The sequence below is a fragment of the Corynebacterium sp. S7 genome (genome assembly GCF_054401105.1).
Map to the genome: position 1 here is coordinate 2,619,048 of NZ_CM136760.1, position 12,396 is coordinate 2,631,443.

Genomic DNA, 12,396 nt, shown 5'->3' on the forward strand with positions numbered 1-12,396 from the left:
ATTCTCGAGCAGACTTAAAGCAATGTCAACTTATCGTGATGCACATCACACTCCTAATCGGTTGTTCCCCCGCCGGGTCCGTCACCTTGGACCGGAATCCACTTCAAGGCGTAGGACATAATCAGGATCGCGGCAGCGATGGCAAAAGTAATCCAGCCAAATCCGGCGGTCATTCCTGCTATAACAGCAATCGGCGCGAGGATGGTCATGCCAATCTCAAACGGGGCAAAGCCAACATAGGCCACGCCATATTCGTTCAGCGTGCCTGAGCGCAGCTTCGGATCGACCATCTTCAACAGAGCGATACCTGTTGCCACCGCAGCGGTTGCCCAACCCCAGCCAAAGAGGCCACGTTCAATCCAGCGATTACCAAAGAAGATTGGTGCCATGACCAGCAGATAGAAGAGGCAGAAGATGGTGCCCAAAACGAAGAGCAGAACGAGCTCGACCCAATAGTCGGCAAGTGCCGCGGGCACAATCGAGGCGATACCGAAGGCGATCATGTAGTCGGTCGCGGCACCGGAAATCGTGCTTACCGTTTGCTTGTCCAGATAGTTCTGGCGCTTAAACATCCGCATGATCACACGACCGATCAGGCCAACAATAAAGGAAGTGGCGAACAGCGGGATGGACACGTTGGGCCACTGCCCGCTAATTAACTGGTTGACGTAATAAGCCACCAGCACGGTGAAAATGATGAACCCGAGGTGCAAAGCAAGTGGCTCGATGGCCGAAGGGTTCGTGGTTGCCTTACCAATGGAAGGTCGGTCCTCCTCCCGCTCGATGTAGCCTTTGCGAAGCTCGTCGGGAAGCTCGCCTTCAAGTTGGGTTGCCTTGCCCGTGCGTATGCCCCAGTTGGCCACGGCGACGCCACCGATAATGGCAACGAGGGTACCAATGGTTGCGGAGGTAAAGCCTAACGACGATGCCGCCTCGGCACCGACAGCCTCAAGCGAGGAGCCCACTGCCGCTGCGGTGCCAAAACCGCCAACAAAGCCGACAGGAAGCATCATGCCGAACCAGTCTTCGGTGCCGAAGACGGGTTTGAACAGGTACACGCCGAGCAGAATGAAGATGCCCCATTGGAACATGAACATGGTGGTGGAGTAGCTCCACATATTGCGCGCCCCTTTAGCCACCGACCCGCCGATATCCATTGACCATGCCATCGAGGCGAAGATCACGGCAATCAAAATGGTGGTATAAGCACCAATCTGGTCGGAGAAACCGATCCACCCAAGCACTTCAGGGCCAAGCAGCAAGCCGATCAGGCCGGCGGAGATGGGTGCCGGCAGAAGAAGCTGCTGAAACAGGCGCAGGCGGTTACGCAAAATATTGCCAACGATCAGCAGGATGGAGATCCAACCAACGTCGACCAAAATGCTATACGGGGTAAACTCCATATAAGTCCCTTCTTGTGAATTTTCTGAAGCTAGCCTACAGCTTGCCCACGGGCTTTTGACGGTGAACTAGGATAAACTTGCGCACATGTCAACAAAAACTTATTCAGTCATTATTATCGGCGCGGGTCAGGCCGGCCTCGCTGCAGCCCATGAACTTATCCGCCGTGGCATTGAAAACTTCCTGGTCATCGATGCAAATGCGGGCCCTGGGGGCGCGTGGAGACATAGGTGGGACTCGTTAACCTTAGGCAAGGCCCACGGGATTGCTAATCTTCCCGGATTAGATATGGAACGCCCGGACCCCAACGTTCCTGCAAGCAAGCTGGTAGCCAAGTACTACGGCGCCTACGAAAAACACTTCAATATTCCCGTCCTACGCCCAGCGCGCGTCACTTCTGTCACGGGCGGAACCAACGGCGAACTATTTACCGTGACCACCCAAACCGGCGAACAATTTAGGGCCAAGATCGTCATTAGCGCCGCCGGAACGTGGGACAGCCCGTATGTCCCGTACATCCGTGGCATCGAAAAGTTTCAGGGCAAGCAGCTGCACACGAAGAATTACCGCCGCAAGGAAGACTTTGCCGGGCTCAAAACCTTAGTTGTCGGTGGCGGCCTGTCCGCCGTGCAGTTCCTCCTCGAGTTAGAAGGCGTAACAGAGACGATTTGGGCCACCCACAAGCCACCGCAATATGTCCGCGGGTTCCAGGAAGGCGACTGGGGTTTGCAGGTGGAAGAGCGCGTTCGCGAAAATACGTTTACAGGCGGCATTCCCACTTCGGTGGTTTCGAATACCGGCATCGGGATGATCCCGGATTACCTCGAGGGAACGGAGCGAGGCACGTTGGTTTCGCGGGGCATGTTCAACGAGATCACCGAAGACAGTGTGATTTTCGAGGGGACGCAATCGTCGACAAGCGAACTTGAAGTGCCCGAATCCTGGAAACCGTTCGAGGCCGGACACGTTGAGCAGGTCGACGTGATCTTTTGGAACACCGGTTTCCGCGCGCACATGCCGCATCTTGCTCCGCTGAAGCTGCGCAATGCCGGTGGCGGCATCACGATGAAGGACGAGGTCACCCCGGAGCGCAATGAGCGGATTCTGCTGGCGGGATACGGCTCGACGGCATCGACTGTGGGCGCGAATCGTGCGGGGCGCAAGGCTGGCACGAAGGCATGGAAGTTACTGAAGGAGAGCTAAAAGCATCGCTTAACGACGAGGTTGCCACGTCGCATTCATATGTTATTATCTGCGCATGAATGCGGATAGTAAAAAATGCGGAATGGATCCGGAATCGGACTATGTGGACCTCGCAGCCGAGGTTCTCAAGATCCTTGCCGACCCAACACGAATCAAAATCATTCTCGCCCTGCGCCGAGATAAAGAGCTCTCGGTAAATGCGCTGGCTGAAATCGTCGATAAGAAGCCCTCTGGTGTCTCCCAACACCTTGCGCGGCTGCGCATGGCGCGCATTGTCACCACCCGCCAAGAGGGAACCAGCGTGTATTACCAGCTCACAGACGAGCACGCTGTGAAGCTGGTTACTGAGGCGATCCGCCAGGCCGAGCACTCAGTATCTAACGGCCAGCTTCCACCCCACCACCATGCGCCTGCGGACCGCGGCTAATCATGCTTTCTGTTTTAAGAAAACCGACCTACGCAAAACTCTTTAGTGCGCAGATTGTTGCACTGCTGGGAACGGGCCTGCTTACTGTCGCGCTCGGATTGCTGGCTGTGCAAATTGCAGGGTCCAACGCTGGCATTGTGATGGGCACGGCCATGACGATCAAAATGATCGCCTACGTCGGTGTATCTCCGCTTATGTCGGCGATTTCCTCTCGCTTCAAGCCCAAGCACGTGCTGGTTGCTGCCGATGTGCTCCGCGCCGGAGTCGCCCTCTGCCTTCCCGTGGTCACCGAAGCCTGGCAGATCTACATCCTCATCTTCCTGCTGCAATCAGCCTCGGCCACGTTTACGCCGACGTTCCAAGCTGTCATCCCGGCCGTGTTGCCCGACGAGGACGAATACACCAAGGCACTTTCTCTCTCCCGGCTCGCCTACGATCTTGAGTCCCTGGTTAGCCCAATGATTGCGGCAGCGCTACTCACGGTGGTTACATACAACAATTTGTTCGTTGGCACTGCGGTAGGTTTTATTGCCTCTACCCTGCTTGTTCTCTGGGCGAAGTTCCCGGATGTGCCTCACACCGAAGAAGCTAGTTTCACAGACCGCCTCACCCGCGGTGTGAAAGCATTTTGGGCCAAGGCCGAACTGCGCAGCCTCATGGGGCTGAACCTAACCGTCGCGGCAACCTCAGCAATGGTGATTGCAAATACCGTAGTGATTGTTCAAAACGCACTGGGCAGGTCCGAATCGGACGTGGCACTCCTGTTGGCTGCTAATGGCGCAGGCTCGATGATTGTTGCTTTGTCTATGCCGCGTCTTTTGCAAAGGATCACCGACCAAACAGCGATGCTTGCTGGCGGCACTGCGCTGCCCGTCTTACTCTTGCTGGTTGCGGCATCGCTGGCCTGGCTCGATGGAAGTGTCCAATGGGTCGTGCTGTTGCTGTTGTGGTTCATCATTGGAATGGCAACCTCTGGCGTACTGACTCCTTCGTCACGTCTGCTCCGGCGCAATAGTACCGAAGAGAATCGCTCTGCCGTTTTCGCTGCCCAGTTCTCCTTGTCACACGCTTGCTTCTTAGTTACCTATCCGCTGGCTGGAATCGTGGGCACTTCGATTGGGCTCTCCAACATTGCTGTTGTGCTCTCGGTCCTGGGATTTCTTGGCCTTGGCTATGCGCGTCGAAATTGGAAATCCACTGAATCCCGGCCCGCGCCTATTGGAATGGGCCAAGGGAAATAGGTCCGTCGGAATAAATTCTTCGCGTTTTCCATTACACTTGTTGATAAGAACACAAAGTTTCAAGTAATTAGGGAGAGTGCAATGAAGGCGTTCGGCTTTTTAAGCTTCGGCCACCATGCAATAGGCAACCAACAGGGCCCCGATGCGGCCCAGGTTCTCAAGGACCAATTAGAAATTGCGAAGGCAGCAGACGAGATCGGCGTGAATAACGCATCCTTCCGCGTCCACCACTTCGCACCGCAGGGTTCCAGCCCCATGCCGATGCTCGGTGCCGTTGTTGGTGCCACCAAGCGCATCGAGGTAGGTACCGGCGTGATTGATATGCGCTACGAAAACCCTCTCTACCTCGCCGAAGAGGCAGCCTCCCTCGACCTGCTTTCCGACGGTCGCACCGCCCTCGGTGTCTCCCGTGGGTCACCAGAGCCTGCCGATCAGGGCTGGAAGTCCTTCGGTTATGGCGGCAAAGCTCCCAACGGTGCCGATATTGCCCGCGAGAAGTGGGAGCTCTTCCTATCCGCCATCGACGGATACGGCGTGGCCAAGGCAGCACCTGCCGACCAGCAGTACCCACGCATGTACCGCGAGGGCACCCCGCTGCCGGTCTTCCCACATTCGCCTGACCTGCACTCGCGCATGTTCTGGGGCTCGGGCTCGAATAGCTCCGCGGTCCAGGCCGCGAAGGACGGCGTGAACCTCATGAGCTCCACCCTGGTTTCTGAGGCCGACGGCCGCACTCTCGGCGAGGTTCAGCGCAGCCAGATCGATACCTACCGTGCCGCATGGAAGGAGGCCGGCCACGCCAGGAACAACCCTCGTGTGTCGGTTTCGCGCTCCATTTTCCCGATCATCGACGATGAAACCCGCAGCTACTTCTCTACCCAGGCCAGCCACGAGGATCAGATCGGCTCGCTTGGCGAGGGTTCCAACGTCACTTTTGGTCGTACCTACGCTGACGAACCGGACAAGTTGATCGAGCAGCTCAAGGCCGACCCTGCTATCGAGGCCGCCGACACCGTTTTGATCACCATTCCGAACACCATGGGCGTGGACTTGAACGTGAAGATCCTCCAGGGCTTCGCCGAGCACGTCGCTCCTGCACTTGGTTGGATCCCGAACACCGAGGGTCCCGTCACCGGTTACGACGTAAGCGCCTTCGACTAATCCGCTTACTCCGCTAGCTATGCTTGGTGATATGTCTGATTCGGCTTCCACCTTGGCGGATGTAGGTGCGCTCGTGCGCGAGCGCGGGGATAGGTTACGCGCACTCGTCCATAAGCAATTCTTGGAGCTTGTGCCCGAGGCCCGCGGGATCTTCCCGGAAGATCTCTCCGGTGCGCACCGTGAGCTGCCGCTGGCCGTCGCGTGGGTGCTCGAGCATTCGCTTATCGACGAGCCCCTGCCCGAGAAAATCACCACACGAGTGCGCTCCCTGGGTACTGATCATCGTCGTCACGGCTTCCCAGCGGATACCTATGACTCCTTCGGCGAGATTCTTGGCAGCTCCCTTGCCGAAGTAATAGGTACCGATCTGCCCACTGAGCGCGTTACCGCTGCCCAAGCGGTGATTACGCAGATCTGTCAGACGATGAAAGAGGCGGCCACCGAGGCGGACTTCGCCGGTGTTGCCCCTGCTCACGCCGCAGAAGTTTCCTCGGTCGAGCGGGCTTCTCGGTCTGTGAGCATTGTGTATCTGGAGTCTCCCACCCCGGTCGATTATGCCCCGGGCCAGGTGCTTCCTGTGATGCTGCCATCGCGGCGTGGATCGTGGCTGAAACTCGCCCCGGCGCTGCCCGCGAATCAATTTGGCCAGCTGGAATTCCACGTCTCGGCCGACGTTCCCGCTCAGCGCGGGGACTACTGGACAATTGGTACCGCTCTTCACGGGTTTGAAGGTGATCTAGAAACCCGGCGCGACGTGCTCCTAGTTGCATTAGGCACAGGCCTGGCACCGATCAAGTCCCTGCTCTTCCATCTTCTGGAACAAGAAATTCGGCCCAATGTCAGCCTGATCATCTCAGCTAAGAGCGCAGCGGACCTCTACGATTTGGCCACGTTTGTTCGCCTCGCCCAAGCCAACGAATGGCTCAGCGTTACCTTGCACGTCGAACAATCTGCTTCTGAGCCTTTGACCATTGCCGATGAGACAATTGTTCCGGTCTCGGTGCCCATTACAACGCTGGTTTCCGGCCTAGGCATGTGGTGGGGGCGCACTGTGTTTATTGGCGGTGACAAGGCTGCGGTCGACCCTGTTTATTCCGCCCTGGTCAGCGCAGAGGCGTACCCTGCAGATATTTTCGTCTCTACTCCCGAAGGCAACGATGACTGGTTACAGGACCGGCAATGATTTCCGCGCCTTCTTAGTCAGCTCCGGATCAATGTCTACCACCAGCACGTCAGGTTCGTAACCTAGCTCGGCCACCTGTTCGCCAAACGGGTCAATGACGCACGAGTGTCCAACCCCCGTTGGCCCGCTCTCCTTGCCTGCTTCTGAGTTTCCGCCGGGCCGCGCCTGGCCTGCAGCAGCAATGAACACGTTGGAATCCAGCGCACGCGCCGCAGTAAGCACACGCCACTGATGCAGTTTTCCCTTCCCATCGGCCCAGCTGGTGGGCACAACAATGACCTCCGCCCCCTCGCGCGAAAGATCCTGGAATAGCTGCGGGAAGCGAATATCAAAGCACACGGCAACACCAACGTTGACGCCGTCTACAGGCACGATTACCCGCTCGGAGCCGGGCTTGACGGTATCGGATTCCTTGAACTTAAAGGCGTCAAAGGTATTGATCTTGTTGTAGCCCTGGTGCATGCCCCGCCCCGTAATCAGCGCAGTGTTATAGACGCGGTGGATGGCTCCTTGCACGTCAGCGGGCTGGAACATGCCTGCCACAATGACCACGCCCAACTCGTCGGCAAGTTCTTTCATCGCGGTAGAGAACTCCCCATCGAGGCCCTCTGCCTGCTTGTCTAGCCTGCCGGTGTCAAACGCCTGCGCCGTCGCCTCCGGACACACGATCAAGCTGGCGCCCTGCTCTGCCGCCTTGCGAATCCCCTGCTCCGCAATACGGAAATTATCCATCTTATTATTGCCGGTAGTAATTTGCACGAGTCCAATACGCATGACCCAACAATATGTGGATAACTCAAAAGTATCCACAGGTTTTCCAGGCCCTATTCGCCAAATCCTTGCGTTACGTCCATGCTCAACCCATGGATACTCTGCGTTTTCAGACCACCACGGCGCCGCGCCTCGCCTCGCTCGTTCCCCGCTGGCCTCCACCGCACACCAACAATCCGCTTGAGCTTTCGGCGGCTTCCGTCGCGTTTGACACGGCGACGGGGGTCTGGCACGAGCATATTAAGCGTGATAGTTCGCGCGCAAGCGAGCACGCACGCGAGGTCGTGGCATTTCTGCGGGAAGCCCAAGCACTCGACGAGTCCTGGGAGCTGCCCTGACCATGACAAAGACCTCCATTGCGCCACAACGCTACGAGGCGGCGCGCGAAGAGTTAAGCACATTGCGCGCGGGTATCGACGAGCGCATCGCCGCCATTGCGTCAGCGATCACGCTGCTTGACGACGAAGAGTTCCTGGGTTCTGCAGCCGATGCCGCCCGGGCGCGGTTTAGGGGACTTCGTGCGAATCTTGAGGTGACGCGCAACAAGATCACAGAGGCAATGGATGTCCTCCTGCTCGCCCACGTGGCCGAAGTTTTGTGTGTTTCTACGATGAACGCCGCTATTCGGGTTCGCCCGCTGATGCCCGAGGCTGTGGGTTTTATCGCGCTGATGCAACTTGAACGCGCACGCATAGATACCCAGGTCGCCGCTGCTTTGGCGCTGATGAGCCATGAGGTTGCCGAGCCCGAGATGGCCTTGCTCTTTGATGCTTCAGATGTTCCGCTATCTCAATTACATTCCACCAACTTAGAGAAGCTGTCGGCCCGTGATCGCTTACTGGTCGCAGAACACAACGGTGTGGTGTTGGAAGCCGGCGAGGGTGGGATGTCGGTGCTGCTTGGGGTTGAGCCCGCAGAGATCGAATCGGTGCAGCCGCATGCGATTAATACTCTTGTGGCGGGAGTCGGATCCTCGGATGCAGCAGCCCTTGGTTCCTACCTCGATCGTGGCTCCACCTTGGCCAAAAACACAGGCACGCCGACGGTGGTCTGGTTAGGCTATTCTGCCCCGCAGTCTCTTTTATTCGATGCTTCCTCTGAGCAATACGCGCAGGCGGGTGCCGATAATCTCTCATTTTTCCAGGCCGGGTTGGCTGACCGGTTTCCCACGGCAACCCACACGGTGTTGGCCCACAGTTATGGCACGGTCGTGGCAGTCGAGGCAGCCAAGACGCATGGGTTGCACGCCGATAATCTAGTGTTGATGGGCTCTCCGGGAGTCAACGCCTTTCATGTCAGCGAGCTCCACCTGCACTCGACGGATCCTCAGGTGTATGTTGCCGATACCTTCGACGATGAGATTCAGCTGCTGCGCTACGGAGATTATGCCTTCCACGGCCGGAATCCGGCCTCGCCGTACTTCGGCGCGCGCCGGATCCCCGACCTTGGAGGTGGAGGCCATGCCGGGCATTGGGAAAGCCTGCCGTTGCATCATGCGATTCGAGAGATGAACTCGCCACGGTGAAACAGGGGCAGGTGTAATTCCACTCTGAAAGTGCCCTTCATTGGGAGTATCATGAGGACTCGACAACGAAGGAGAAAATTTATGGCTGACAATTTCGCAACCCAAGTCGTCAAAATGCTCGAAGCTCAAGGTGTAAAACGCATCTTTGGCCTAGTCGGCGACTCCCTCAACCCGTTCTCAGACGCAGTGCGCGACAGCTCCATCGAGTGGGTCCATGTCCGCAATGAAGAGGCAGCGGCCTTCGCTGCTGGCGCAGAATCTCTTGTCACCGGTGAGCTTGCAGTGTGTGCCGCTTCCTGTGGCCCGGGCAATACCCACCTCATCCAGGGCCTCTACGATTCGCATCGCAATGGGGCGAAGGTGCTTGCCATCGCTTCGCACATCCCAAGCTTGCAGATCGGTTCCCAGTACTTCCAAGAAACCCACCCTGAGCAGATTTTCCAGGAATGCTCTGGCTACTGCGAGATGGCCCATTCCGCAGATCAGGGCGCGCGTATTTTCCACAACGGTATCCAGTCGACGATGGCAGGCAATGGTGTCTCCGTCATGGTCGTTCCAGGTGACGTGTTTAAACAAGATGCTGTTGAAGGCGGACCCGCTGCCTCTGTAATTGCTCGTGGTTCTAATGCCAAGGTCTTCCCTGACCCTACCGAGGCTGCCGCACTCGTCAACGCCATCAATGAAGCCAAAACAGTCACCCTGTTCTGTGGCGAGGGCGTGAAGAATTCTCGCGAGCAAGTCCTCGCACTTGCCGAGAAGATCAAGTCCCCGATCGGTCACGCCTTCGGCGGCAAGATGTACATCCAGTACGACAACCCCTTCGATGTCGGCATGTCCGGGCTATTGGGCTATGGGGCCTGCCGCGATGCGATGTTCGAGGCCGACCTGCTCATTTTGATCGGCACGGACTTCCCTTATAACGATTGGTTGCCAGAGAAGAACGTTGCCCAGATTGATATCAACGGCGCCCATATTGGTCGGCGCACCACCGTGAAGTACCCAGTTATCGGCGATGCCGGCTGCGTCATTGAAAACATTCTGCCTCACATCCAGGAGAAGACTGACCGGTCCTTCTTGGATAAGCAGCTCAAAGCGCACGCGCGGGCGCTGGACAACGTCATCGGTGCGTATACGGGCAAGCACCCGGAATCCGCTAAGCCACTGCACCCCGAGTACGCCGCAGGCATCATCGACCGTTTGGCCGCCGATGATGCCATCTTCACTGTGGATACCGGCATGTGCAACGTGTGGGCAGCCCGCTACATCACTCCGAACGGCAAGCGTAAGGAGATTGGTTCCTTCAAGCACGGCACCATGGCCAACGCATTACCCCAGGCCATCGGCGCACAAGCAGCGGATCGCAACCGCCAGGTCATCTCCTTTTCCGGCGACGGCGGTTTAAGCATGCTGCTTTCTGAGTTGCTCACCGTGAAGCTGCATGATCTTCCGATCAAGATCATGGTGTTCAACAACTCGTCGTTAGGCATGGTCAAGCTCGAGATGATGGTCGACGGGCTCCAAGAGTTCGGCACTGACCACGAACATGTGAATTTCTCAAAGATTGCCGAGGCCATTGGTATCAAGGCATTCCGCATCGAAGACCCGGAGGATCTGGAATCCACCATCGCCGAGGCACTGGCCTACCCTGGCCCAGTGCTGGTGGATATGGTCACTGATCCAGATGCCCTGTCGATTCCGCCAAACATCACCTGGGAAATGATGCTCGGGTTCTCTAAGTCCGCTGCTAAGACTGTTTTCAGCGGCGGGGTCGGTCGCATGGCCAACCTTGCGCGCACCAACCTCCGCAACATTGGCGCGGCCGCAACTATTGGCACGAATCACCTGGCTTAAGCAGCTAAACAGCTGAAGCACACAAAAGCGGTGCACGACCTTCGACGTCATGCACCGCTTTTATGTAGCCAGAAACGTTCTAGAACAGGCCGGTCTCGGTCTCTGCGTAGGAGACGAGCAGGTTCTTGGTCTGCTGGTAGTGGCCCAGCATCATCAGGTGGTTCTCGCGACCAATGCCGGATTCCTTGTATCCACCGAAAGCAGCGTGAGCTGGGTAGGTGTGGTATTGGTTCACCCAGACACGACCCGCCTGGATGTCGCGTCCCGCACGATAGGCGGTATTTCCGTTACGGGACCACACACCGGAACCAAGACCGAAGTTGGTGTCGTTCGCAATCTTGATTGCCTCGTCGTAATCCTTGAACGTTGCCACCGACAGGACCGGGCCGAAGATCTCCTCGCGGAAAATCCGCATCGAGTTATCGCCCTTAAACACCGTTGGCTCGATGTAGTAGCCGTTCTCCAGGCCATCGATCTTGTTAATCGCGCCACCGGTCAGGGTCTCAGCGCCTTCCTGCGGGCCAAGGTCGAGGTAGCCGGTGATCTTATCCATCTGCTCCTGGGAGGCCTGCGCGCCCATCATGGTCTCGGTATCTAGTGGGTTACCGACCTTGATGTTCTCCACGCGCTTGACACCCAGCTCAAGGAACTCGTCGGCAATCGATTCGTGCACAAGTGCGCGCGAGGGACAAGTACATACCTCGCCTTGATTCAGTGCGAACATAGCGAAGCCCTCGACGGCCTTGTTGCGGAACGCATCGTCCTTGTCCATCACGTCTGGGAAGAAAATCGACGGGGACTTGCCGCCAAGCTCGAGGGTGACTGGGATGATCTTGTCGGAGGCGGCCTTGTTAATGAGCTTACCCACGGGGGTGGAGCCGGTAAATGCAATCTTCGCGATGCGATCGGAACCCGAGAGCGCCGAACCGGCCTCGTCGCCGAAGCCGTTGACGATATTGACTACACCATCAGGGATTAGGTCACCGATAATGTTCATCAAGTAAAGAATCGACGCTGGGGTCTGCTCAGCAGGCTTCATCACCACGGCATTGCCAGCAGCCAGAGCTGGAGCGAGCTTCCACGTTGCCATCAGAATCGGGAAGTTCCACGGAATGATCTGCGCCACGACACCGAGCGGCTCGTTAAAGTGGTAGGCCACGGTGTCGTCGTCAATCTGCGAAAGGCGTCCCTCCTGGGCGCGGATCGCTCCGGCGAAATAGCGGAAGTGGTCAATTGCCAGCGGGATATCGGCAGCGAGGGTTTCTCGCACTGCCTTGCCGTTATCCCAGGTCTCAGCAACCGCGATCTCCTCGAGGTGCTCCTCCATGCGGTCCGCGATGCGGTGCAGGATCAGTGCACGCTCTGCTGGCGAGGTCTTGCCCCACGCCGGGGCAGCCTTGTGTGCTGCGTCAAGCGCGAGTTCGATATCTGCAGCGGTGCCGCGGGCTGCCTGGGTAAACACAAGGCCGTTGACCGGCGAGACGTTATCGAAGTACTCGCCTTCCACTGGTGGCACCCACTGGCCACCGATGTAATTGTCGTACCTAGCCTCGTAGTTAACAATCGAGCCTTCGGTTCCAGGATTTGCGTACACGGTCATTTAACTTGCTCCCATTCCACTTTCCACTAGGGA

Annotated in this window: 11 protein-coding genes; 8 read left to right on the forward strand and 3 right to left on the reverse strand. The window is 57.5% G+C overall.

What is annotated here, in order from left to right; translation table 11 throughout:
• Nucleotides 1-53: 53 nt before the first annotated feature.
• Nucleotides 54-1,403, reverse strand: a complete 1,350-nt coding sequence (locus ACXZ66_RS12425; protein ID WP_458749156.1) for a sodium/glutamate symporter — start codon at nt 1,401-1,403, stop codon at nt 54-56.
• A gap of 85 nt (nt 1,404-1,488) precedes the next feature.
• On the opposite strand from ACXZ66_RS12425, the gene ACXZ66_RS12430 reads away from it, so the two are divergent.
• The 5 genes from ACXZ66_RS12430 (at nt 1,489) to ACXZ66_RS12450 (ending at nt 6,616) form a co-directional block, all read left to right on the forward strand.
• Entirely contained in the window at nt 1,489-2,604 is a 1,116-nt protein-coding gene (locus tag ACXZ66_RS12430) for an NAD(P)-binding domain-containing protein (RefSeq protein WP_458749157.1), read from the forward strand.
• 55 nt (nt 2,605-2,659) lie between these two features.
• Complete coding sequence (locus ACXZ66_RS12435) at nt 2,660-3,031, forward strand: ArsR/SmtB family transcription factor (protein WP_458749159.1); 372 nt, start codon at nt 2,660-2,662, stop codon at nt 3,029-3,031.
• A 2-nt stretch (nt 3,032-3,033) separates the two neighbouring features.
• Nucleotides 3,034-4,272: an MFS transporter gene (locus tag ACXZ66_RS12440; protein ID WP_458749161.1), complete on the forward strand. Its 1,239-nt coding sequence runs from the start codon at nt 3,034-3,036 to the stop codon at nt 4,270-4,272.
• 81 nt (nt 4,273-4,353) lie between these two features.
• A complete protein-coding gene (locus tag ACXZ66_RS12445; protein ID WP_458749163.1) occupies nt 4,354-5,433 on the forward strand; it encodes an LLM class flavin-dependent oxidoreductase in 1,080 nt (359 codons plus the stop codon).
• 31 nt (nt 5,434-5,464) lie between these two features.
• Nucleotides 5,465-6,616, forward strand: coding sequence for a hypothetical protein (locus ACXZ66_RS12450; protein WP_458749165.1), 1,152 nt, complete (start codon nt 5,465-5,467; stop codon nt 6,614-6,616).
• On the opposite strand, the gene ACXZ66_RS12455 is transcribed toward ACXZ66_RS12450, so the two are convergent.
• Nucleotides 6,599-7,390 (reverse strand): carbon-nitrogen hydrolase family protein, encoded by a 792-nt coding sequence (locus ACXZ66_RS12455; RefSeq protein ID WP_458749166.1) that lies wholly within the window; start codon nt 7,388-7,390, stop codon nt 6,599-6,601. The genes ACXZ66_RS12450 and ACXZ66_RS12455 overlap by 18 nt on opposite strands.
• Nucleotides 7,391-7,479: 89 nt before the next feature.
• On the opposite strand from ACXZ66_RS12455, the gene ACXZ66_RS12460 reads away from it, so the two are divergent.
• From ACXZ66_RS12460 to ACXZ66_RS12470, 3 genes are all read left to right on the forward strand, one after another.
• Nucleotides 7,480-7,725 (forward strand): hypothetical protein, encoded by a 246-nt coding sequence (locus ACXZ66_RS12460; protein WP_458749168.1) that lies wholly within the window; start codon nt 7,480-7,482, stop codon nt 7,723-7,725.
• 2 nt (nt 7,726-7,727) lie between these two features.
• The gene (locus ACXZ66_RS12465; RefSeq protein ID WP_458749169.1) at nt 7,728-8,912 is read left to right on the forward strand and encodes an alpha/beta hydrolase; all 1,185 of its coding nucleotides are present in this window, start codon (nt 7,728-7,730) and stop codon (nt 8,910-8,912) included.
• A gap of 81 nt (nt 8,913-8,993) precedes the next feature.
• Nucleotides 8,994-10,763 carry a pyruvate dehydrogenase gene (locus tag ACXZ66_RS12470; RefSeq protein ID WP_458749171.1) on the forward strand — a complete coding sequence of 590 codons (1,770 nt, stop codon included), beginning with the start codon at nt 8,994-8,996 and terminating at the stop codon, nt 10,761-10,763.
• A 79-nt stretch (nt 10,764-10,842) separates the two neighbouring features.
• Here ACXZ66_RS12470 and exaC read toward each other — a convergent pair whose 3' ends face one another.
• Complete coding sequence (gene exaC, locus ACXZ66_RS12475) at nt 10,843-12,363, reverse strand: acetaldehyde dehydrogenase ExaC (protein ID WP_458749172.1); 1,521 nt, start codon at nt 12,361-12,363, stop codon at nt 10,843-10,845.
• Nucleotides 12,364-12,396: the final 33 nt, after the last annotated feature.

Coding starts and splice junctions, on each gene's coding strand:
- ACXZ66_RS12435 (WP_458749159.1), top strand. CDS start 2,660: ATGAATGCGGATAGTAAAAAATGCGGAATGGATCCGGAATCGGACTAT.
- ACXZ66_RS12425 (WP_458749156.1), bottom strand. CDS start 1,403: ATGGAGTTTACCCCGTATAGCATTTTGGTCGACGTTGGTTGGATCTCC.
- ACXZ66_RS12430 (WP_458749157.1), top strand. CDS start 1,489: ATGTCAACAAAAACTTATTCAGTCATTATTATCGGCGCGGGTCAGGCC.
- ACXZ66_RS12470 (WP_458749171.1), top strand. CDS start 8,994: ATGGCTGACAATTTCGCAACCCAAGTCGTCAAAATGCTCGAAGCTCAA.
- ACXZ66_RS12450 (WP_458749165.1), top strand. CDS start 5,465: ATGTCTGATTCGGCTTCCACCTTGGCGGATGTAGGTGCGCTCGTGCGC.
- ACXZ66_RS12455 (WP_458749166.1), bottom strand. CDS start 7,390: ATGCGTATTGGACTCGTGCAAATTACTACCGGCAATAATAAGATGGAT.
- ACXZ66_RS12460 (WP_458749168.1), top strand. CDS start 7,480: ATGGATACTCTGCGTTTTCAGACCACCACGGCGCCGCGCCTCGCCTCG.
- ACXZ66_RS12465 (WP_458749169.1), top strand. CDS start 7,728: ATGACAAAGACCTCCATTGCGCCACAACGCTACGAGGCGGCGCGCGAA.
- ACXZ66_RS12445 (WP_458749163.1), top strand. CDS start 4,354: ATGAAGGCGTTCGGCTTTTTAAGCTTCGGCCACCATGCAATAGGCAAC.
- ACXZ66_RS12440 (WP_458749161.1), top strand. CDS start 3,034: ATGCTTTCTGTTTTAAGAAAACCGACCTACGCAAAACTCTTTAGTGCG.
- exaC (WP_458749172.1), bottom strand. CDS start 12,363: ATGACCGTGTACGCAAATCCTGGAACCGAAGGCTCGATTGTTAACTAC.